15 protein-coding genes are annotated in these 24563 nt (G+C 30.0%); 1 reads left to right on the top strand and 14 read right to left on the bottom strand.

Annotation, left to right across the window (positions count from 1 at the left end; all coding sequences use genetic code 11):
* Window positions 1–157: 157 nt before the first annotated feature.
* Window positions 158–616 carry an RNA methyltransferase gene (locus BMY86_RS09810; RefSeq protein WP_091468411.1) on the top strand — a complete coding sequence of 153 codons (459 nt, stop codon included), beginning with the start codon at window positions 158–160 and terminating at the stop codon, window positions 614–616.
* A gap of 264 nt (window positions 617–880) precedes the next feature.
* Here BMY86_RS09810 and BMY86_RS09805 read toward each other — a convergent pair whose 3' ends face one another.
* The 14 genes from BMY86_RS09805 to BMY86_RS09740 all read right to left on the bottom strand — a co-directional run bounded on the left by BMY86_RS09805 (window position 881) and on the right by BMY86_RS09740 (window position 23818).
* Window positions 881–2401, bottom strand: a complete 1521-nt coding sequence (locus BMY86_RS09805; protein ID WP_091468408.1) for an ADP-ribosylglycohydrolase family protein — start codon at window positions 2399–2401, stop codon at window positions 881–883.
* Complete coding sequence (locus BMY86_RS09800) at window positions 2401–3081, bottom strand: DarT ssDNA thymidine ADP-ribosyltransferase family protein (RefSeq protein WP_091468405.1); 681 nt, start codon at window positions 3079–3081, stop codon at window positions 2401–2403. The genes BMY86_RS09805 and BMY86_RS09800 overlap by 1 nt, the downstream gene beginning before the upstream one ends.
* A gap of 11 nt (window positions 3082–3092) precedes the next feature.
* Window positions 3093–4610: a 3'-5' exonuclease gene (locus BMY86_RS09795; RefSeq protein ID WP_091468402.1), complete on the bottom strand. Its 1518-nt coding sequence runs from the start codon at window positions 4608–4610 to the stop codon at window positions 3093–3095.
* A gap of 43 nt (window positions 4611–4653) precedes the next feature.
* Window positions 4654–6234, bottom strand: coding sequence for an ATP-binding protein (locus BMY86_RS09790; RefSeq protein WP_091468398.1), 1581 nt, complete (start codon window positions 6232–6234; stop codon window positions 4654–4656).
* A gap of 12 nt (window positions 6235–6246) precedes the next feature.
* Window positions 6247–8250 carry an AAA family ATPase gene (locus BMY86_RS09785; protein WP_091468395.1) on the bottom strand — a complete coding sequence of 668 codons (2004 nt, stop codon included), beginning with the start codon at window positions 8248–8250 and terminating at the stop codon, window positions 6247–6249.
* 5 nt (window positions 8251–8255) lie between these two features.
* Window positions 8256–8468, bottom strand: a complete 213-nt coding sequence (locus BMY86_RS09780) for a DNA modification system-associated small protein (RefSeq protein WP_091468391.1) — start codon at window positions 8466–8468, stop codon at window positions 8256–8258.
* A 19-nt stretch (window positions 8469–8487) separates the two neighbouring features.
* On the bottom strand, window positions 8488–10098 hold the full coding sequence (locus BMY86_RS09775; protein WP_091468387.1) for an AAA family ATPase: 1611 nt from the start codon (window positions 10096–10098) through the stop codon (window positions 8488–8490).
* Between the two features lie 4 nt (window positions 10099–10102).
* Window positions 10103–10741: a hypothetical protein gene (locus tag BMY86_RS09770; RefSeq protein WP_091468384.1), complete on the bottom strand. Its 639-nt coding sequence runs from the start codon at window positions 10739–10741 to the stop codon at window positions 10103–10105.
* 15 nt (window positions 10742–10756) lie between these two features.
* Entirely contained in the window at window positions 10757–12916 is a 2160-nt protein-coding gene (locus BMY86_RS09765; RefSeq protein ID WP_177177162.1) for a PIN domain-containing protein, read from the bottom strand.
* Complete coding sequence (locus BMY86_RS09760) at window positions 12909–16547, bottom strand: DEAD/DEAH box helicase (RefSeq protein WP_091468376.1); 3639 nt, start codon at window positions 16545–16547, stop codon at window positions 12909–12911. Before BMY86_RS09760 ends, BMY86_RS09765 begins: the two co-directional genes overlap by 8 nt.
* A gap of 228 nt (window positions 16548–16775) precedes the next feature.
* Window positions 16776–19070, bottom strand: a complete 2295-nt coding sequence (locus BMY86_RS09755) for a DEAD/DEAH box helicase (RefSeq protein ID WP_091468372.1) — start codon at window positions 19068–19070, stop codon at window positions 16776–16778.
* Window positions 19071–19076: 6 nt separating this feature from the next.
* Window positions 19077–20831, bottom strand: coding sequence for a site-specific DNA-methyltransferase (locus BMY86_RS09750; RefSeq protein WP_091468711.1), 1755 nt, complete (start codon window positions 20829–20831; stop codon window positions 19077–19079).
* Window positions 20832–20833: 2 nt separating this feature from the next.
* Complete coding sequence (locus tag BMY86_RS09745; protein ID WP_091468369.1) at window positions 20834–22678, bottom strand: DUF262 domain-containing protein; 1845 nt, start codon at window positions 22676–22678, stop codon at window positions 20834–20836.
* A gap of 429 nt (window positions 22679–23107) precedes the next feature.
* Window positions 23108–23818: a hypothetical protein gene (locus BMY86_RS09740; protein ID WP_245745648.1), complete on the bottom strand. Its 711-nt coding sequence runs from the start codon at window positions 23816–23818 to the stop codon at window positions 23108–23110.
* Between the last annotated feature and the right edge of the window lie 745 nt (window positions 23819–24563).

The following is a 24563-nucleotide window of genomic DNA, read 5'->3' as shown; positions in this document are numbered from 1 at the left end:
AAAAGAAAAAAAAATAATAAAAAAATCTAACCACACCGTTTGTCACGCTGCAAAGCGTCTCTTTTAATTTGTTGTATAAGCCCATTTAAATTCGTTGAACCTAAAGGTTTGTATCAAGACAAAAGAAAATAAAAATTACTTTTCGTAATTTCGCACTATGAACGACAACTTTATAAACGAATTCTTCGGAATCGGCATACAAAACGGTAAAACCCCAGAAAACCTAGGAATGTTATGGCGTTCCGCACAAAACTTTGGAGCCAGTTTTATTTTTACTATTGGAAAACGATACGCCAAACAAGCTTGCGACACCCATAATGCAGTAAAAGCAATACCGTATTTTCATTACGATACCTTTGAAGCCTTCTACGAAAACCTACCTAAAGGAGCCAGATTAGTAGGAGTGGAGCTAGACGATTCCGCTACCGATTTAGAAACTTTTCACCACCCACAACGTTGCGTGTATTTATTAGGCGCCGAAGACCACGGACTTACCAAAAAAGCCATGGAAAAATGCCACAGCTTAGTCAAATTCAATACCGAAAAAAGCCTAAATGTTTCGGTTGCGGGTAGTATCGTGTTGTATGATAGAAGTTTGAATAAACGTAGGAGTTAAGTAAAAAATATAAGTCATATATGTAGAACCTTGTTACTCTGAGCAAGCCTGTCCTGAACTAGTCGAAGGATCGAATTAATAAATACTAAATCCTTGAACGTTTTTTCTACGTATACTTCGGGACTGTATTGAGTATCACACAAAATTCTTTTTTCTATTTTAAGTATCAATAATATTTTTTAACAACAAATAAGTCAGAATAAGTTTTATATTAAAATATTCAATCATAATCTATTGATAAATTTTATTGTATTCAATAATTTATTAATTATTTTTTATAATTTCTAATAAAAGATTATATAAATCATCTGTAATTTCATTTTTATTTATATACTTTTTCAATAATGTAATTACTTCTGGTTTCAATTTATTACTTGCTAAATTCAAAAGTGTATCTTTAAAGCTAGTAATTTCTATTTTGATATCTTCATTCTTATTATTAAATATTTTAGATACTAAAATACTTTGACCATTTTCAAATTGAGCATTAATTAGTAAATTATATTTGCCTTTAGTTAAAGTTGGTTGACGCTCAATAGCTGTTATTTTACCAATTCCTAAAGGAATAAATTCAATTATTTCTTCATTTCTAAAGTCATCATTTGAAGGATTATTTAACAATTTATTATTTGTATAAGCTGTCTTTTTTTGTTCTACATACCTATTCTCAGAAATTGCTAATAAATCTTCTGCTATTTTTTCTAAATATTCGTTGTCTTGAACCAATTTCCATTTTTCAGGAATTATGTTTTGACCATGTAAACCACCGATTAAACCACCTGCAAAAGCTGCAATGCTATCAGTATCAGAACCTATTGCATTTACTGCCTCAATTACTGCATCTAATGGTTTTTCCTTGAATTTTGCAGCTAAGTAAATACCTGCAACAACTGTAGCAATACCAGAACCTTTAGTTTCATTGTTGAAACAGCCTAGTTTTGATAGTGTTTCTTTAACAGTTAAATCTTGTTTTATACTCTGAAAAATAAAACGTAACTGATTTTGAGTTTCAACTAATGTTCCTTCATACACCTCTTGAAATGGCTTATCATTAGATTTATTCCATTCTTTTAGCCATTCTCTAATTTCGATTTTATCAAGGAATGACAATTTGAATTTATTTTGAAAATCCGTACCAATTTGAGTAATGTATTTATCCCAATTAAAATCTTCAGGTCTATACATTATAATCTGATTTATTGCATAGCCATAAAGCATTGCTCCTAATATTGCTCTAGGATGACCATGCGTAATTATACTATTACAGAATATCTCTTCCTTAATTTTTTCTTCATCACCTATATTTGCCAAAGCAATAGGTAAAACTCTCATTGCTGCACCATTAGCTCCACTATTTTTATAATCGTAATTGATGCCATTTACTTTGAAATTATAAAAGTTATTGTACCATTTTACAGATTTTCTAGAAATTTTATCAGCAGCTGTTTTTACTGTTCTGCCACCACCTCTTGCATAATCTAACCAATTAGGGAGCTCAATCTTGGCAAAATAATTATGATCTAAACTTCCATCATTTTTTATACTTCTAGCTACAGCTAAAAGTAATTGCGTATCATCTGAATATGAACCTGCATTGATATTGTCAATAAAACCATAAAATCTACCACCTACAGACTTTTTCCATGAATAAAACTTATCTATTCTTTCAGTACCAAATTTTTCTTTTAGTGATAAAGTGTTTTTTTCAAATTCAGTAATCCAACCTAGCGCATCTCCTATAGCTGATAATTTGATGCTTCCTTTATATTTTGTTTCTGGTTTCATTATACTCTAGAATTAGTGAATAAATTGGCGTCTACTACAAAATTATTTGTATTGTAATCAGATAAAGCTGCTTTTGCAGAAGCTAAATCGTTGATATTTTTAAAACAGACTTGGATTATTTCAGATAATGGTATTTCATTTTTAACCAAAACTTCTGCTTGCTCATCAGTTGGATATTTATCACTTATGTTATTTCTTGTAATTACTCTTGAATTATAAGAAGTTACAACATTGATCGAATTATCGAAAAGTTTTTTAAATTTTTCAAAATCACCTGTTACTCCAACATTTCTTTTGTTATGACTATTTGCTGCATTAGTAACAGAAAACAGTGTGTTTTTTTCATAAATATATTTAGGATTAATTTTCAAAACACACCAGGTTATATGATTATGTTCAGATGTTTTTTGTTGGAATCTACTAAACAGAAATGAATTAGGATGTTGTATTGAAAGGTTTATGTAATTTTTATCATCGAAACGAAAATCATCAGTAAATTCGATGTAGTCAAAAATATCTGTTTGATAGATATCGAATTGTTCAAGCAAAGCCCTAGATAATATTTTACCCTGTTCGAATATGCTAAGTAGATTTATACTAGGTGTAAAGTGAATTAAATATTCAATTCCTCTTTTAGTTATTTCATTTTCAAATTCAATATGATTATTTTTTAATTCCATAATTTCACAGTTTAAAATGGTAAATCATAGTCAGGAAAACTGGATTGATTGGAAATCCTATTAACTACATCAAGATATTTTTCATCTATTTCAGCCAAATAACGAGATGGATTGCCACTAGATAGAAGATATAGTTTTTCTCTAGTTCTTGTCATTGAAGTATACAAAAGTCTTCTTTCAGTTGAAATGTGAAATTCATCATCAGGGTCATTAAAACCCTCTGGATATGGAATTACATTATCATTCAAATCTATTATAAATACATTGTCAAATTCTAGACCTTTAACCGATGATAAAGTGCAAAGTTTAACCTTATCACTTTCAAAATCTATTTTTGAAGGATCAAATAATTCTTGTACTTCAAAACTATGAGTCTCTAAATAATTTTTAATACTTCTTATTCCTGTGTGGTTACGATGCAAAATTACAGTTGAATTTATGGTAGTATTTTTCTTAAGTTCATTCAATTCATTTATTAAAAATTCACATTGTCTCTCCCAATTTTCAAAATAAGCAATTTTTGGTTTATCACCACCTGGCCTGGCACTTTCAACAGTAGTAAAGTCTGTTTTGTCTTTTTCATTCGATAACAATGAAAGTGCTGCTTTTATAACGGAAACAGTGTTTCTGTAATTTTTTTTAAACTCTATAGTCCTTCCTCCTCTAAGATTTAAACCAACTTCACTCCAATTGAATCCACTTTTATAAATTCTTTGTGCTGCATCGGCAATAATTGACAAACTTTTTGTTTGTTCCGAAACTAATTTAGTAATTACTAAAATTTGTGCCTTACTAAGATCCTGTGCTTCATCAACAATTATATGAGAAAAAGGAGGGGTAAAATTTATTTTTGAATTGATAATTTTAAGGCATAATAAAGCATAATCCTCAAAATCCACTAATCCTTTGCTAATCAATTGGTCATTATAATCAGAATAAATATTCCAAATAATTTCTTTATCGTTTTTTGTTACCCTGTCACTAGTTCCTCTACCTGTTCTTTTAGCATCAAGATATTCTTCTTTATTTTGAAATGCTTGTCCTTTCATCCATGAAATTTCATCTACGAAGAAATCAATATTTTTATTAGTTATATTATGAACAGAATATTTTGATTTTACAGATGCGATTAAATTTTTTTGAGAAGAACCCATAACAGTTTTACCATATAAAGGTATTCCATTTGCTTCTATAAAATGGTAAGCCCATCTGTCAAAATTAATGACACTAACGCCATTAATACCTATTGGTTTTATAGGATTAATTTCATCATTATACTCATTATATCCACCTGATATAGACGATTTAATAGCATTAATGTATTTAACTAATATTTTATTGTAAGTGAAAATTACAACTTTTGCCTCTTGAAAAAGGTTTGATTGAGTATCAATCAAATGTTTAGCTCTGTAAAGAGCAACAGTAGTTTTACCACTACCAGCAACACCCTTAATTTGAATAGGCTCAGTTACTTGTAAAAACAAAACTCTTTTCTGCTCTCCAATTAGTTTGATTGGTCTTAGTGGCATAATATTTTTTTTTAGTTATAATTTAATAATATAGAGAATGGAATTATATCAAATGTCTTACTTTAATTTTCTTATATTTTTTACCTAATCCCATTAGAATGGCATCGTTGTTTTTGATAATGAGTTCTCCTTTTTGAAGGCCTGCAATGGCTTGTTTTATTTCTACTAATTCACTTCCCGATACTCCATACATGTCTTTTAGTACACTATCATTGATGGATTGTTGTTTCATTATTAATGGATATTGGGCGTTTGCGTAGAAATCAAAGAATTTACTTTTATAAGCATCCATGTTTTGGGTTGCAAGTATGATACTCATGCCTTTGTTACGACCTACAGCTATTAAATCGCGAAGTGGTTTGTTATCAAAGCCTAACATGTAATGCGCTTCATCAATGATGGTGAAGTGGCGTAGTTCTACTTTTTCTTTGTCATTGGCCTGTACAGGTAGGTTTTCATATATAGCATTTAGTTTAGAAACTATGAAATATACTATGGCTTTACCAATTGGACCATCGTTTGGAAATTTATCCATTTTTACAATGAAGCTGTTACCGATTAAGTCGATACGATCTTCGTTTGAAAACAAATTGGAACGTTCTAATTGACTCAAAACTGCTTTTACACTGTCGGTTTTTTCTCTGTCTTTTTCGGGTTGAAGTTCTGTATAACTTTCGATTATTTGAGTAAAATTGATAGGTTTCCCTTTAGTGTCTTTATATGCATTAATTATTGCTGATGACAGTCTTTCACTCATATTAGCACTAATAGTTGCTCTGTCTATTGATAACAAAGCATTGGCTAATTCTGTTGAGTATAGGTTGATTTCATTTTGTGTTTTGCCTACAAAATTTTTGAAAGGTGTAAAAGGTAAAGGGTCTACCATTGGGTCTAAAATAGCCGAACGGTCTACTTCAAAATGACGCAACCAATCGTTGTTTGCCATGTCGGAAAACTCTCCTTTGTAGTCAAAGAACAAGAAGTTAACTGGATAATTACTTTCTACAGATAGTGAACGCATTTCGTTCATTAATACTGCTAATAAATTTGATTTACCAGAACCTGTAGTACCTGCTACCAAAATTTGTGTATTGGTTACATTTTTACTATTCATATCTAAATAGGCATTGATGTCGCCATCATAACTACCGATATTTAAATTTAAGAATGGAATTTGACCTGCTTTTATAGACGCTGCAGTGCTTACTTTTAACCAATCATGTAAAGTATTACCTTTCATCAGAATGTCAAAACCTCTAAATATTTCAGCATTTACCACTTTACTTTTTGAGATATTATCTTCCCAATTGATATCTAAATTGTGGTATCTTAACTTAATTAATGATGCTAGTATTCCGTTTAAATTGTGAACTGTAAATAGCGTTGGGTGAATACTATTTGAAGACATTTGCATGTTCAAATCGTCTTTTGTTCTTTTTTCTGTGTCGGACAAACCTGCGATTAAACACATACGCATCAATTTAGCATTACCTTTAGGGGTCACGTTTTTATGATTGTCTGTATAGTGTTTTAAATTTATATATTTTTCTAAACGTTCACGCAAATCATTCATTTTTGAATTTAGTGCTTCCGCTTGTCTTAAACCTGTTTCTATTGCTGCCATAACTTACTAGTATTAATTTGGGAAATACCCTTCAACTACTTCTGTTAATTGATTTTCTTTATCGCGAACTAATGTGAATTTTTTTGCAATAAAATTTTCAATTTTTTCTAAATCGATATGTTTTCTTATTTCGCTATCGGTACTTAACAAAATGGTTTGATGTGATAACTTAGGGAAATAGTTTTCTAGAAGAGAAGCTCTACTACTTTCATCTAAATATCCCATTACTGTATCAATCATTACAGGTGGATTATAATCTCCGAAATAATGTAAAGATTTTAAAAGCACCTGGATAATAATTTGTTTAGATGCTGCATTTAATTCCTCTAAATAGATTTCATTACCTGCTTTGTGATAAATTTTGAATGAAAGATTACTTAAATCTTCTGATAGTTCTACACGATCAATTTGATTTTCATAAGCCACTAATGTTGTATTTAAGTCATTTTTCATGGCTTCTTCAATGCGTGACTTTTTGTTAACCAATAATGCGTTTGATACTTTTGTAAATAATGGTCCTAATTTTTTAAGCAATTCCAATTTTGGATTAGGAACTTCTTCATCTGATAAGTCGAATTTTTTGATTTTAGTATCTAATTTTTCAATATCGGATTTGTAGCCTTTGATAGTTTCTTTGTGCTCTTTTATTTTTAGTTCGTTTGCCTCGAAGCTTTGAATGATTTCATCACCACCGCCAACATCACTTTTTCTTAAATCTAACAACTGAATTTTTAAATTTGGTAAAGTAGCTAGTTCTTTTTCCAAACTTTCTTTTTGCTGTTCTATTATGTTAAATTGATTGATGCTAGACCAACCCAGTAATTGTTCCAAATTAGTTACATCATTTTTATCGATAAAATCATAATCGGTTTTGGTATTGTCTTGATTTGATTTTTTTATGATGTATTCTTTAAGTAATCCTTTTTGTTCGTTTGTTAGTTCTGATTCTATTAAATTGTTTTCTTTTAAGAATGCTATTACTTTTTCTGAAATTTTAGTAATATGCTCTGGTTCAATAAAATCATTGTTGTTTTTTTGACTTTTTTCAGCTAAAATTAACTCGATTTCATTCTGAATGATGGAAATGAGTTTAGGTATAAATACCTGAATTTCTATATCATTTAAGAATCTTTCTGATTGTTCTATAAATAATGTTTCTCTGTTGAGAATGTCTTCTATTTTTCTTTCTACTAGTTGTATTTGTTCTTTGATATTTGCTTGTAGATTTTTACCTTCTTTAGCACTTTCATAGAACTCCTTTTGACTTAATGAATAGCTTAACGCACGTTCGTAATGCGTGTTGGTTGCTACTATTAATTCTTTAATTTTCTTCTTTTCTTCTAATAGATTTTTGTATTGATTACGTTCTTCTTCAATTTCAATACCTTGTGCAATGTATTCTTGTGTTAAAATATTAGTTGCATTGCCTAATTGAATGTATTTATTGAACCCCATTACGTTTTCAATATTTTCTTTGATGACTCTGTTCAGGTATTCGTCTTTTAATAAATTACCTGCTTCCATAGCATCAAACAAGAAATATTTACTCAATTCTTGTGGTAGATTGGCTTTGATGATTTTATTTACTTCGGCTTCTTTTTTTACTCTTTCTGCATGAGGCGTTGCTGTACCATATTGAAACACATCGCCATTAAGATTTAGTGTTACTGCTTCAACTGGGCTGTTTTGTGCATTGATGGTGTATAAACGCTTGATTATGTATTTGTAATCATTATGAAGCACTTTACCTGTGAAGTGAATTTCAAGTTCGATTTTATTAGAACTATTTCCTTCATTTTTTGCTCTTTCTCCAGCGTTTTGTAATTTGTTGAAGTGTTCAAAGTCTTTCACTTTTAAACCGTAAAGGGCATAGTAAATGGCTTGAAACAAGGTGGTTTTACCACCACCATTTTCACCACCAATTAAAATAATAGGCTGCTCTTCGTTAACCGTTAAGTCTAAATCGAGCTCGCGATAGGTTTTAAAATTTTTGGCAATAATTCTGGTAATTAGCATAATCCTTATATTTTGTTTAACGCCTTTTCGATGATTTTTTCAATCTTTTTGCTGTCAATATCTTCGTTATTGATTTTTAGATTGTGGAATTCTTTTAATATATTTTCTTGTAACCATTCAAAATCTAAGCCTTGTTCTTCTGTTAGATTTTTAATGATATCCATATCTTCTTTACGGATTCCGTAGTGAATGAATGCTGTATCTAAACCTTTACTCATAGTTCTATGTTTTTGAAAATTAGAAAATATCTTCTTCTTTTTCTCGTTTTGTTTGAATTATTAAATTTTCAGAATCACTTTCTGCGACTTCAAATTTTTCATTATTTTTCTCAGCACTTGCTAATCTAGCTCTAGTTGAAGCCCATTCTCTTAATCCATCAATTTTTTTCTTCATTGTTTGTGCAAGTGGTACAATTTGTTCGATTGCTTTTTCTAAATGAATAATAGAAATTTGATGGTTTTCTGGGTTGTCTATATAAGAAAGAAACATAGCCTCTTTTACAACTTCTTCAATTTCAGCACCATTAAAATGTTTTGTTTTATCTGCTAAATTATCAAAGTCGGTAATGTTTGATTGACCATTTTTATCTAAGTGTATTTTTAAGATATTTTTTCTTTCTTCTTTTGACGGTAGATCCACAAAGAAAATTTCATCAAAACGTCCTTTTCTCAATAATTCAGGTGGTAAATCACTTATATTGTTTGCTGTTGCCACAACAAAAACAGGTTTTGTTTTTTCTTGCATCCAAGTTAATATTGTAGAAAAAACTCTTGAATTAGTTCCTCCATCTTTTTCACCACCGCCTACACTCAGTCCTTTTTCAATTTCATCAATCCATAAAACACATGGAGCAACAGCTTCTGCTGTAGCAATTGCTAAACGTATATTGTTCTCACTACTTCCAACTTCAGCTTGAAATACTTTTCCAATATCTAATCTTAATAATGGTTGTTTCCACTCGGTAGCCACACATTTAGCTGTTAAACTTTTACCACAACCTGGAACCCCTAATAGAAGTATTCCTTTTGGTTCTTTTAAACCAAAGTTTTTTGCTTTTCTTTCGAAAGCTTTACTTCTTTGTTTTAACCAATTTTTTAGATTATTTAATCCTCCAACACTTTTTTCAAGTTCCTCATTTACTTGATAGTAATCTAAAATTCCACTTTTTTTAATTATCTGTTCTTTTTCATTAGCTATAATTCTCGCTGCTTCTTTACTATTTAATCCTACTTTTTCTTTGGCTAACCTAAAAGCTAAATCTGCTTCCATATCTGTCATTCCTAAAGCAGAATCGATTAGAAAGTTTTCTAAATCGGGATTTACATTTTCATTTGAAATGATAGTAGATAATCTAGTTTTTAAATCATCCTTGTCAGGCAGTGGAACATTGACAATTGTAAGATATTTTTCTAACTCATCTGGTAATTTTAGAAAAGGAGAAAGTAGAATTAAATGTTTGTCATACGCTTTTAATATGGAAGATAGTTTACGCAAGTAAACAATTACTTTATCATCTCTAAAATATTTATGGAAGTCTTCTACAATATAAATTTCTTTGGTCTTATTATCGGTACTCTCAGCATCTCTTTTTATGAATTCTAAAAGTTCTTGATAGCCTTTAGTTTCTCCATACGCCTTGTGTCTTTCTACTTTTTCAAGTCTATTGTTTTGTGTTTTTAAATGTGTTTGTAAACCATCAACATTATCCCAAGAATAAAATGAATAATCTAATTCAAAAGCAATTCTTCTTAATTTTTGCATAACACGACCATATTCAGAAGTGGTCAAATAAAGCAAAGGGTAGTTTGCTTTCAACATATCTTTAATATCTTCAAATGTATTGTCCATGTTATTAGTTTTTAGCGATTATTTTATTATTGATTGTACAATATGATTTTGTTTTATATCGTTCTGGAACTTCTTTTCTTTTAATTTCTATTCCTTCACGTCTTGTTGTACCAAATGAATGATCAATTTTTGACATTGCTTCATCTGCTAATTTATGTAAATCTTCTGGTATATAATTAGAATCTGTTATTACAGTACCATCATTTAAAATTGTAAATTGAATTTCGGTGCGTTTTTCATCTTCATTTTCAATTTTAGAATAACCCACCATATAAAAACGTTCTACTTCATCAGAATTAGCAATAAAATCATAATCTTTCTTGAATGTAAAGCCTGCTGCTTCAAACTCCTTTAGAATTGTTTCTTTTGCATATATTCTGTTTAATTCATAAAAAGTATCTTGTAATTCGAGTACAAATTCTTTAGCATTTTTGATGTAATAATTGTTGTAGCTGACCATATCACCTTTAACTTTTAAAAGGTATTCGCCTCTTAAATTTTCTTTTTGATTGGCATTAAGTACAACTAATTCGTTATTTATTATTTCATATTTCCATCCTAAATTATCACAGGCTTTCATAAGCACTTCTTGATTCATTACTTGTGGATTTCTAAGAAATTTTGAGGATTCAAAACAAGACATACTCTATTTTTTTAGTTATAAAAATTTATTTGCAAATTCTTGATAATTTAAGACTTTCATTTCTACTGTTTTGGCTTTTTCAATTAGTCCTTTATCTTCAGTCACTAAGTAACCTTTTTGATCTTGATACATTAAGGCCGTAGCAAGTATCATGTTATCCGGTGATCTTTTATTAAAATCTGGTGGTAACAAATTTAAATTTGCTTTTGTTCTGTGGATATTATTACTCTTTGAAGAAGATATACTTCTAATAATTTTTGTTGCCGTTTCTTTGAGTTGTGGATTGGTTTTAAAACCATCTAACTCGTCCAATACTTTGGCTGCAATGATTATTTTATGTTTCTTATTAATTTTTGAAATTATGTCAGGATCATTTATGAAAATATTTGTGTCAATTATGAAAGGGTATACCCTTTTAGCTTCTTCAAATTCTTCAATTTTATTATCAATATTTAATTTAATTTGTTCAAAACGATTAACTAGCTTTTTATTGTTTTTATTAATTTGAGTTTTTATTTTTTCTAGTTTTTTCTTTAGATTATATCCTTCATTTTCATTAGTAATCGTCTCTAAATCTTCTTCAAATTCATCAAAATCTTCGTTTATTTGCTCTTCAAGTCTTTCTAATCGGTTTTCTTTAAAACTCTCTATCAATTGAAGCGCATCATCAATAGTTTCTTCATACATGCCTAAACCTTCAAATACTCTTAGTTTTACATTGTAAAAATCTAGTTTTTCAATTTGTTCAATTGATGCTATATCTTCTTCCATGTCGTTTTGAATACTTCTATTTATTTCATCACAGATTGATAGTGCATAATCATTAGAAAACTCGGTTTTGATATAATCTTTTATTTTAATTCCTCTATCATCCAATTTGTTCTTATTGAAAAATGATTTGGAATATTTTCCTATTTCGCCAATTACAATTTCATAATAATTTGCATCCTCATCTGTTTCAATTATGAAAAACGAATTTTTTACATTCTTTTTAGTAATGAAAAAATTATCAGAATCATTTGCTAGCGCGAGTAAACTTTCATATCTAGCATCATCTTCATCTTTCAAAATTTCTGGAAATACAATAAATATTTTAGATTCGATGTTTTCAATTTTTTGTAAAATTTGAAAAATTTGGTCAAAAATAGATTCAGAACAAAATGTTAAACATATGTACAAATCATATTTGCTATGATGTGGAACTAAAGAACTAAAATTATTTAAAAAGAAATATTCATCAAATAAATCTTTAGTTAACAACTCATTTTTTACTTGAATTAATGGATTGTTTTTATCAATATGCCTTATAGCTTCTTCATAAACTTCATTATATTTTACTTCAGATTTTACAGTTTCCTTACTATCTAAAGCTGCTAGGATTTCATTTTTAACATAGCTCTCATTATTTATCCATTGGCTAAATGATTTTTGTGTTTTTTTATTTTTCTCATCAAAACAATAAGCCTTAAAAATCTTTTCGTGACTATCATAAGTTATTGCAATGGGGTATGTTTTGTAAAAATCTTGTTTACTTACAACTATTGCATCAGTAAAAGAATTTTTCTTTTCAATATTGTATATATCGGGGATTTGCGTTGCTGCAATCTCTTTTATAAAATCTTCATCTTTAAAATCGATTGAAATTCCAAGATAGTTATGTACTGCGATTCCTTTAGTAAATTCAAAATTTTCTTTTGCCTTCAAATTATCACCTGTTGTGTGATCAAAGTATAATTCAAAGGGTTTATTGATTGTAACTTTAAATTTAGATTTCATTTTAGCATATTCTCTTCCAGTAGGTGTAAGTCTGCATCTTGAAAAATTGATATCACCACCTTCAATCATTTTACCAAACTCATCTGAAGCAAGAGACTGTAATGCTTCCATTAAAATTTCTTTTTCAGCAACATCTAAATACCGTTTTGGATTTGAAGATTCATAAACATTCATACCCAAAATATCACCAATTTGCTCAAAGCTCAATTGTTCATCTATTGTTAATAATTGACAAATTACTTTATCAAAAGGAGTAAAAGGAATAGCCTCTGTACAAGTAGCTAAATAATTGACTTTAGAAAAAATAAAATCATAATTTAGGTGACCTATGTAGATTTCACCTGTTGTCATGACATTTTCTAAATGCTTATATATTTCTATGTCTAACTCTTTATGCATTGTATTTGTTAAGTTTTTTGTAATCATCAATTATTATTCCTTCTTGACGAATAATTTCAATAGCGTTTTTGTAAATAGCATTTCCGTTTTTGTCTTTATACGATTCGAAAAACTTCAAATTACCTACAACGATTAATAGTCTTCTTGCCCTAGATAGTGCCACATTTAAACGTTCTGGAGCTTTAGCAAAACCAATGTCATGATTTTTTTCAATTAGTCCTGCCTTTAAAATTTTATTACTTCTAACCGTTGAGACAATTACAATATTTCTCTCCATTCCTTGGAATTTATCTACTGTTTTAAGTCTGATAGGGATGTTTAAATCTTTTTGAGCATATTTTTTAACATCAATTAGTTTTTTTAATTGTTGACCATAAAAACTAATTATTCCAATTTCTTGTTCTTGTAGTCGTTTATCTTCGTCTTTGATGCTGTTAAAATGGTTGAAATATTCCTCAAAACCTTCTGCATTTTTCAAATAAATAAGTGCTCTTTTTACCGCTTCTACTTCCTTTTCATTTACTCTAGAAGTACTTACTAATTCTTCAGGTTCGTCTACATTTATCCAAATAGTATGCACGTCTGGTTTTATAAAGTCTTGATTTATTAGTCCATGATATCTTGAGAAAGGATTTGACAAATCTTCCGAATCGGCATGTGTAATTAACTCTTGAGCAGGTTCTAATCCTTCATCTGTTTCACCCGTATAAAATTGTTTGATTACATTATTTATTTTTGGATGCATTCTATATTGAATATTTAAACGAGCTGCAATTGATTTTGGTACTTTTGGATTCAAAATAAGACGTTCAAATTGACTTGTTTCAACAAAATCTTTATCAATTTCTTCCGCTAATTTTAAAGCTCTTTCTGTATTCAATTCTAGTAATGCTTCTTTAAATTCTTTTTCATTAAGCATTGGTGGCAATTGTCGATGGTCGCCAATAACGATTGATTTTTTTCCGAAACATAGTGGTAATAACATTTCTGGTGGAGTTGCTTTACTCGCTTCGTCCATAATTACCGTATCAAATTCTACATTTATCCAATTACGTTTATTGGCTGCATCTATTTTGAACGCCTCTTTATTATTGAAAATGAATTGGTAACTTTTAGCAAAATCATTACTACCACTTGAACTACATGTACTACCAATGACATTAGCATACTTAAAGTACTTATCTTTAAATAATCTTTTCACTGAAGCTGTAGGTTGTGACAATTCAAAAGCCCAATCTTTTAAAGCTGCTTCATACTTATGATTGCTCTTTTGATGTGATTTCTCAGCAATACGATTCATCCAAATTTGGATAGCATTGTTATATGGGTTGTCTTGTATCAATTCTTCTTCCTCATCATTTTCTTCTAAAGAGTCATCTTCAAACTCAACTGGAACGAAATTATCATCCAACCATTTCATTATTCTGTTGATTGAATATTTTTTTCCTTCTTCCTCAAATTTGGTATCTTTTCCAAAACGAAGAGGTTTAACTAACGTATGCTCTTTGTTTAATAATTTTTCCAACGCATTATCAACCGCTAAGTTTGTTTCTGAAGTAAGCAATATCTTTTGGTTTTGATTTTTACTAATCATTTGCCAAATCAGTTCTGCTATAACGGTGGTTTTTCCTGTTCCTGGTGGACCTTGTAACAAGCACAAATCTCTTGCGTGTAAAGCTGCTAGAATAGCTTTACGCTGAGAATCGTTTAATTGTAAAAGTTCATTTTTTCTTATTGTTTCCCACTCTTCACTTTGTGGTGTTATATCTTTAAAAATTTCTTCTGATTTACTTGAATCAAAAATAAATTCTCCCAATCGAGGGTTTACTGATTTGCCATTTGGTCTATCTGTAGGGGCTACAATCTTAGCCATAGCTTGTTTTAACCAATTTGTTTTTGCTTGGTCTCCTTTCAAATTAGGTAATACTTCACGAATTGGTTTATTATCCTCTAAATAGTCCAATAGTTTATCTACTGTTTTATTATCTTCTTTACCTCGTAATGCCAGTGAAAATGTTAAGCTTGTTGTGTCCGATTCGTAAGCATTTAATTTACCAATTGATAGGTAACTTTTAATTTTTTCACTTTTAGAAGTATCAATTAGAAATTCTACATTGGCTAACTCATGAATTCTGTCTTGTAAAACTTGTTTTTCTGTTTTGGTTTTAACCAAATTGGTTTTTACTTTAAATTTAAATTCAGGATCTGTTGGAGATAAACTAAAATCAAATTTATTTATCTCTCTTATTTTTTTAAACTTTTCGAAAAATTCTTCATTTGTTTCAAAATCAAATGAAATAGTATCAGAAAGTTCGTTTAAAACCACATTAAAATCTAAAAAATATAAATCTCTTTTAATATCATTCCAGAATTCCTCTGTGAATTTTGAAATTACTTTATTTTCTGATTCAACTCGTTTTTTTTGATAGTAGTATTTTTTTCTAATTCTAACTTTATCTTTTCCAAAAATCTTTTTCAATGTCCAATTAAAAACAGTTAAATCCTCTTCGTTTTCAGTAGTAATTTTGAAAACATTATTGCTTGGTTTAGGCAGTACTTGACCTTTTTCAAAAAGTTCATTTCTTTTACTTTCTAATACGTCTGAATTACAAAGTACTAAAAATTCACCCACCACTTCTTTTAGCTCATAATTTTGACTATCAAAATAAGATTGAAGTGTTTCAAAAGGGACTTTGTTAGCCGTAACTTCCAATAGAACTGTTTTTCTTTCTTTCTTTTCAATTTCTATTGTTTTACAATCAATGTCAAAGTTTAACGCCTTGAAAACATTTTTAAATCTTGTTGAAATAGATATTGGCTTTAATTTTAATATTGCCCCAATTGATTTTTCTCTTTCAATTATTTGGTTGAATTTTTTATGAATTACCGCATCCAAACCTCGGTAGATGTCATCAAATTTTAAAAAGATGTTTCCTTCTTTGTCAAATGTTTCTTTGATACTAAATTCATTTAGTAATTCTTCTTCAACCTCTTTGTATTCTCTACTTTCTTTAACTTCTAAATCAACTTTGAACTTGTATTTTGTTGTAATTCCTTTTTCATTATTGAATTCAACAGGATGGTGGTATTTTCTAACTTTAAAGGGTTGGGCATTTCGTTGTAATAACAAGTCTTGTGCTTCAATCCATTTGTACCAAATTTCTCTATCGTTTTCTAATTTAGCAATAGGAGCAATTTCTAAGTTATTGATTCTTTCGTAGAGATTTTTTTGTTCAATAATAGGAAAACGAGATTCGTTTTGATCTATAAAAATCAATTTACAAACTTCTTCGATATAGTATTTACTATCTTGAGGTAATGCAATAGGTTGAACAATTTTTGATTTCTTTTTACTTTTAACAGCTGCCTTATAACTAAATGTTTGCGCATCCCATACTACAACAAGGTCTAATTGAAACCCCTCAGCTTCGAAAGGAATAACAATTTTTTGTTCTTTGTCATTTACTTTCAAAAAGTAGGCCTTATATTCAACATCTTTAAGAAGTGATTTTATCTGTTCTATTGTTGTGGTGTTGCTTCTATTAAAATCGGTAATTAAAATATCGTGCCATCTAACAATGATTTCGATTGCTTTTCCTCCTCCAAAAATATCTTCGTGTAGTATAGCCATATGGTTTAATTAATTTGTGTTTTTAATTGGCTCTTATTTTTAATTTATATTACTTTACTCCTGTATAAATTTTCCTCTTTTTTACTCTTGCCTTTTATTACATGGGTAATTTTTGCTGTTTTTTTAACATGAACTTTTAAACGTGTTAACTTTTTCCGTTTTTTTTAACATGAGTTTCTAAACCCCATAACAATTTAAATTACAGTGATTAGTATATAAATGTTATTCTTATGCGTTAACAGGGTCAAATCTATCCCAACCGTTCGTATCTTTTGTATTGGTGATTTTGTTTTTGCAATACCACCAAGTTGTTGTTCCATTATTATCTTTAGGAATTAAGATTCCTCCAATTGTTTTATGGCCTTTTTCATTTCTTTCTGCAATAAAATCTATTAGTGCATTGTGTTTTAAATGGGCATTGGCTGGGTCGCTACCTGCTGTTTTGGTATCGAATAAACAAGTAATCCCCGTTTTACTTAGTATCACAAAATCAACATAAAACAAACTTTGTTTGCCTAGATAATCCTCATAAGGTATAGCAAAGTGCTCTTTTGCTTTTTCTCCATTTTTATACCACCAATGTAGATTTTCTTTTTGTTCTTCTAAATATGCAGCAAATCTTACTTCAGGAGAAGAAGCTCTTTTGTATTCATAAAAAGGTTCTAATGCATGTTTTTCTACATTCTCTTTTTCATCATATAATTCATTGTAGATTCTTTCAACAGGAACTTCCCATTTGTAATTTTGAATATCTTTTGTGGCTTTGTTTGCTTTTTCTTCTTGCATTTCTTGATAACGCTCCTTTGCTTTTTCAATTAACTCGATGAAAATAGGTTGGTTATCGTTAAACAACATTATTTTAATAGCATCATACTCGATGATACCAAAATAATCTTCAAAGAAATATTTCATAGCTCCTTCTAAAACAGGAGTACTATCGACCGCTGCATAAGGAGCCGTTAATGAACGACAAAAATCTCTAAACAAACGCGCTAATTCACTAGGCGTTTTGGCAAAACGAGCTGTTTCTGTAACTAATTGTGTCTCTACTTCACCAGTTAGTAATACATTTTCAGGAATTACAATTTCTATGGTATTAATATCCGTGTAGATGAATCGCTTTTTTAGTAATTGCTTATTGGTTTCGAAAAAATGGTCTGAACCTATTTCTCTTTTTACTTCCCAATTTAATTCTGCAATTTCATACAAAGCAGTTCTAAATTTTGCCCCTAAACGATTTCTAACAATACGAGTATTGATGTAAGTAGAGTCTAAATGAACTGGTATGTAGTTTTCAATTCTACGCGCTTTGTTCATGGTGATATAACTCATATCATCTTGAACAACTTCTATTTGATTTTTACTTAAATTGGTAAAAACATATCCTTGATTTAATAATGGATTAGGATAATGCTTCTGTTCTGGCATACGCAAAATTCGACCTACAGTTTGAATTGTGAATTCAGTACTTTTTAATTCTCTAAAAATTAAAAGAACCCCTGCACGAGGACAATCCCAACCTAAAGCTATGGCTTGTTTGAATAATAATACTTCCACCATATTATCTGGTTTTTCAATATCGGCTACATTGTCTTTTCTGCCTGATAACCAAACGGCTAGTTTGTTATTGCTAACCGTAATATTGTAGTTGTATTCTAAATTTTGCAACACCACATCAATATATTTTTCATCGTCGGCTGTGTTGTTATCACTAGAATCGTTTGGTAACTGGATTAATAATAAAGGATTGATTTTTACACCTAAATTTTCATAGGCTTGACGTAATTCTTCTCTTTTTGCTAACGCTTGCTCTAATAAAATTTCTTCTAATGAACGCCCTTGTTGCTGTATAGTATCTAAAGCTGGATTTAAAATAATTCCTTCTTTAATCATTTCTTCAGCAATAACGTCTTGACGCTCTACTAAAGTTCTGTAATCACTATTAGTTGTAGGTGTTGCCGATACTCTAATTTCTACTTTTGGATATATTTTTTGTAATACTTCATTGGCACGTTTTGCTGTTTTTGTATTCGCAAACATGTGTTCTTCGTCTATAATGACAATGATTTCTGTATCGTTTAATTTGGCTTTATTAATGAAACTATAAAGATTTTTATTGGTTTCATTTTCTTTAATCATCGTGTTTTTCTCTTTGTTAATGCTTTCCCAATTTACAAACAACACTTCGTTTGGTAGTAATTCATCGTTAGAAACATCTTCAAAGAAAATAGGTTTTATGGAACGCATTTCGGCAAAAAAGCCTTTCATAGCGTTGTAACTTTGAATGTATAATTTGTTAGGTGCTATCCAAATAAAAGCTGCTTTGCGTTTTTCTAAATCATAGCGTTCTGGTAATTCTTCACAAAACTTATTTAGTAATGATGCCATCATTACCGTTTTACCAGAACCTGTGGGTGATTTGAAAATTAAATTTTGTCTTGCACCCGGTCTTTTCAATAATTTATATAGATTTTTCGTAAGGTCGTTTACGGCTTCTTCTTGGTAATTTTTTAAATGTATCATTTTGGCTTATGCTTGGTCTTGATTGAACAAATTATCTTCTTCGCCTACAGCATCTTCCTCTAACATAGGAACAACTTCACGTTTCTTTTTAGGCAACACATTTTGATACGCTTTGTAAATAGCATCTGGTAAGGCACAAAGGGTAATTAATGGCAAAACCTCTTCAAAGTCTTCCGTGAAAGGATATTGCCCATGGCTGAATACATATACTTTTACAGGGTTGTCGTTTGTTTTTTGAGTATGTAAAATTTCAATGATTTCGAAACTATCTTCAATACGCACTTCATCATAGATCACAATAAATTGCGCTGTTTTACTAGTAAACGCTTTGAACCATTTTTCTTTTGAAGGAAACGCTGTATAACAATCTTCTTTGATGCATAATAGTTCTGTAGCTAAATAAGTTAATTCGCGTTTGTTTTTCAAAGAGGTATCACGACTCACAAACTCGCTTTTGTAATAACGTAGATTGTTATTTTTTAATCCTTCTACTGCCACACCTTTTGCATTGGTATACCCTTGAATAACGCGTTTGTTTCTCTCGTATGTTACTTCTTCACAAATGTTATTTTCGTTGTTGGTTACTAAAATACACTGACGGTTGCCGCCATCTTTGTTTAATTCCATAGTTGCGTGAAGTGTGGTTCCTGAACCTGCGAAGAAGTCGAGGATAATTTTATCATCAAATTTATTTGTTGATAACTCTAATATTCTTTTAATTAAACCTGTAGGTTTTGGAAAAATAAAAGCAGCATTAGTACCAAAAATTTCTTCTATTTCCTTTGCAGCTTCATCATTTGAAGCAACATCTTCCCACCATGTATTGGCAATTTGACCTTGTAATTCAGATAAAAATATTTTAATACGAGGCATACCATCACCACCACGAGGAATTACAAGTCGATTTTCAGTAACATATTTTGCAAAAGTTTCTTCAGAGCAACTCCATTTAGCAGTAATTTGTCTACCATTTGGCATAGTCAAAGTGTGTTCTCTGTTTGAAGAATTTTTTGGTCTGGCTAAAGGTCCTGTTTGATACAATCCTCTTGGATCATTATCAGGATTACTAAAACCCTTTTTTATAAAATCATCCGAATATTCTAATTTATTTAATGAAAAGTAATTTATGTTTTTTGAAATTATAAGTAAATATTCATGTACTGGAGCTATATTTTTTGCCAAATTAGCTTGCGTTTTTCTTCTTCTTCTAACACAATTAGCTATAAAATTATTCTCTGTAAATATTTCATCACAAAGTAATTTTAATTGTGCTTGCTCATTATCATCAATAGAAATAAATATAACACCACTTTCATTCAACAATCGTTTAGCTATTTTTAACCTTCTGCTCATGAAACTTAACCAAGTAGAATGTCTAAAAGGGTTTTCTTTATCTATATATTCATCTTTGAAAGTATCATTATATCTAAAATCTTTATTTCCAGTATTATAAGGCGGATCAATATAAATAACGTCAATTTTACCTTCGTGGGTAAAAGTTAATGCGGTTAATGCGTGTAAGTTGTCGCCTTCAATTAAAATATGGTTGGGGTAATCCTCACCATTGATAATTGCTTTGTCTTTAACTTCCTTTAAAACAGGAAGATTTTCTCGTAGTTGTTCTTCAACGGCTTCTGGTTTGTCTTCCCAAACTAAACCGTATTTCTTTTTAGTGTTTACTAAATTGATTAGGTAAGCACGTTCGTCTTGCGAAATGCCTTCGAGTTGTTTTATTTTTGAGATAAGGTCTTGTTTGTTCATGGTTAATTCCAAATAATTTTAATAATGTCGGCTAATAATTTATGTCTTTCTTCTAATTCTTCTGGACCAAAAACTTCCATAGCTCGTAAATTCAAGTTGTATTTATTTTTAAGCTGTATTAAATCCAAATTAGAATGGTAGGTATCTGGGTGTAAAGTTGCATTCCAATATAAGGTTTGCACATAGGTTCTCAACTTATTTGTATACGTTTCATTACTACTACTAATATTAGCATTTCCACGCAATAATAGAAGGCCACCTAAACGATTACGCTCTCTTTCAAAAAGTTCTTCGTCGTTAGCAAACAAACTCAAATTTTCATCATTATGCGCTAAAATATGTTCAATGTGATATCCATTTACATGACCCGTATTTCGTACTAAATTGTGAAAAGACTGTTGCATTTCAGCATTTGAATTTTGACAAATAAAATAGTCAATTCTTGCAAAGAAATAGCGGCTAAATCGTGTACTTAAATCATTGTATCCTACTTCTTTAAAATACATGTAATTGAAAGGTTCATGTATTACAGTTGCTTTTGCATTTGATAACAATTGAGTAATTTGATTATCAAAAGCAGGTTTGATTTTTTCTGCTGGTTGTTCTCTTAGTTCCGTTACTAAATGATAGATAATCTCTGTTATTTTATTACTATCATAACTTCTCTGCAATTGAAGTAAAACAAATAAACGATCAAACTCTTTGGCAATTAATTGAATTTTTAAATCTTCTTCAGGGTCATTAAATTTTATAGCAGAAAGAAGAATTAAATATTGTGCGTTCAATTCGTTCAGACTATTAAAAAACACAGGCTCAAAACCAGGTCTTAAATCAATAGAAAACCACCATATTTTATGATACAAATTGGTAAAATAAACAAACTCATTTTGTAAAAAACGTTTTATTTGAGCTGGATTTCTTTTTAAATTAAAAAAGTTATCTGCTTCATCCGAAAAAATAGCACGATGATAATCTTTTTTATCATATTTAACCGCTAATCCTCTAGAGTTTGCAATTTTTGAACGTATGTAATATTCAAAAAAACTATCAATTTCATCTTCTCCAATTTCATTGATTTTTGAAACTTGTGTTTCCCAAAGTTTATTTAAATCTAGTAACTTTAATTCGTCCTTATCGATTTGTCCCAATAATTTCCCTTTCAAAATTTCATAGGGTTTTAATCGAACACCACGGTCATTGATAACTTCAAAAACCATAGGAACATCAGCCTGTGAAACCTCTAATTTTACTAATTGTAATCTTCTTAAAAAATAGTAAATAAAAGTCTCTAACTTGTGTTTAGAATCTAAATCCTTTTCTAACCATGATTTGATATACTTTGAGTTTTCAACCATGTTTTTAGAGGTTATACCAATGGTTGTATCAATAGTTTCAAAAGGTTCTCCATTTAAAAGTTTCTCTAATGTTTTAGCATGACCTTCGTGATTTAACCAAAATATTTTTTTAGGACCAACGATACCAAAAATTTTTGATTTAACCCATTCAGACAAATCAGAAGACTCTTTAACGCTTTGTTGGTAGAGTTGAATTAATATCAATGTTATAGTGGTTAACCTTTGTTGCCCATCAACAAGAAATACTTTACCATCAATTGTGTTGGTTACATAGGTATTCAAATAATACCATCCTATTTTATTAGCGGCATTTTCTGGCTCCATACTATCCTCAATTTCAAGATAGTCTGAATTGAATTTATAAAATACATCATCAAGTAATCTTTCAACAGGATCTTTCAACCATTTGTATTGTCTTTGGTAAAAATCAATATTGTATGTTATGGTTGAAAATACATCTTCAATACTTTGTGGAATAGGTGAAATTGCCATAAATTTTTTTTATTTTATTTAGTTTTTTCATAAACTTCAAACTTACCAATAATAATACATACTTCCAATAGGTAAAATTACCTGTTTTTAATTATTTTCCTACATTTTTTTGTAAGAGAATACCTGTTTTTTAATAAATAAGTGTCAACTCCAACAAAACCAATTCATTAGCATCACAAAAACAAATTAACAATCAACAATCAACAACAAACCATAAACCATTAACAATTAACCATAAACCATAAACAACAAACAATTAACCAAAAAAACTCTTAAACTTTAATTCTCTGCAACTCTGTAACTCTAAATCTCTGCAACTTTGCAAAAAAAAAACTCCCCACCATCACAGCAGGGAGCTTTATTATAATTTGCAAAGCAAATAAAAATCCTATCTCACAAATTCGTAAATCGCAATTCGTAAATCGTAAATTAAGAAATTTTCAAAAGATTCAACACATTAAACGCTCCATTATTCAGCATATACTGCGTACCATTCACTTCCTGAAAAAATTCAATCAAAATAAAATGCATATTCGTACCGCCTATAGTTGGAGTAGAAGTTGGAGTCAAAACCGGACTTATAATCCCATTCGTTAAAGGATAAACCGTTTCGGTACTTTGAGTCAATTCATACGCTCCAGTAGCAAAATCAACCTGTAAAAAACCAACTTGAAGACTAAAATGCGTGGCTCCATCCGGACTTCTCATTTGCTCCAACGGATTATACCCAGCAATACTAACCGCTCCAGTACCCGTATCTACAGTAATAATCGAATTCAATACACTCCCCAATGTGGCACGAGCATTAAAATCAAAACCTTCCAATAGGGTAGTGGCTGTCGGATTCGTCAACCCTTCCGCTACATTACGTAATCCTCTGGCACTTACACTGTCCAAATTCTTAATTTGTCCCATAACTTTCACCAATCGACTCGTCATCTTACTGTCTTTCGCTTTAAAAATCATAGGACCCAAAGCATTTCGCAATAATTTACCCGAAGAAGCAATACTGCCAAATTCATTGCCGTTTTCTCGTGTTCTCGCAAAGGCTGGGTCGTTCATAATTCTATTCTTACTCACGCCACCCTTTGTACGAACTAAATATCCTTCAGAACCTTTATAAAATGTAAGGTCTTCCATCGTACCTTCAAGCTTAATCAAGCTTTTTAATTTTGCCATAATGTTTTTTTTAAAATTAGAAAGGCACAAATCTAAAAGCCTAATAGTACCCTAAATGTCAAATATGCCATTCAATACAGTTTAGTGCAACTTTTTCCGATATTACTTCATTTCACTGAAAAAGAATAAAAATTCCAAAAATGCATTTTTAAACCCAAAAACTACAAATTTGCCATAAACAGCAACTTTTGCCAAATTAGGAAGTTAATTATCTGATTTACAAATTCTTAATTTTAATGATAAAAAAGATAAAAAGGCATCTAATAAAATAGGTTTATGTATGCCGAGTGTATGCCGAGTGTATGGTTTAAGTATGCCGAGTGTATGCTAGAAGTATGGATGAAGTATGTCAAAGGTATTCCACATGTATCAAAACAAAAATTAGTTCTCCATAAAAAAATTAGGAATTTCCAAAAAATAAATTAATTTTGACTCATATTTGAAAGAAATAACCTACAATATTAATATATGAAAAATAAATATGTATCACCCCCCAACAAACAACCATAAACAATAATTTAATATCCAACACCTTTAAACCCTTAACAACAAACCACCAACAACAAACAATTAAAAATAAACTATTAACAATAAACAACAAACCATTAACCTCCAACCATAAACCAAAAACCACCAACCACCAACCATAAACCATAAACCACCAACAACAAAACCCAAAAATTCAACCCCTCTACTAAGCTATGCC

This window comes from Flavobacterium urocaniciphilum, from assembly GCF_900110615.1.
Classification (GTDB): Bacteria; Bacteroidota; Bacteroidia; order Flavobacteriales; family Flavobacteriaceae; genus Flavobacterium; species Flavobacterium urocaniciphilum.
The sequence above is the reverse complement of the archived record's forward strand: the minus strand, read 5'-3'. Positions and strand labels throughout refer to the sequence as shown.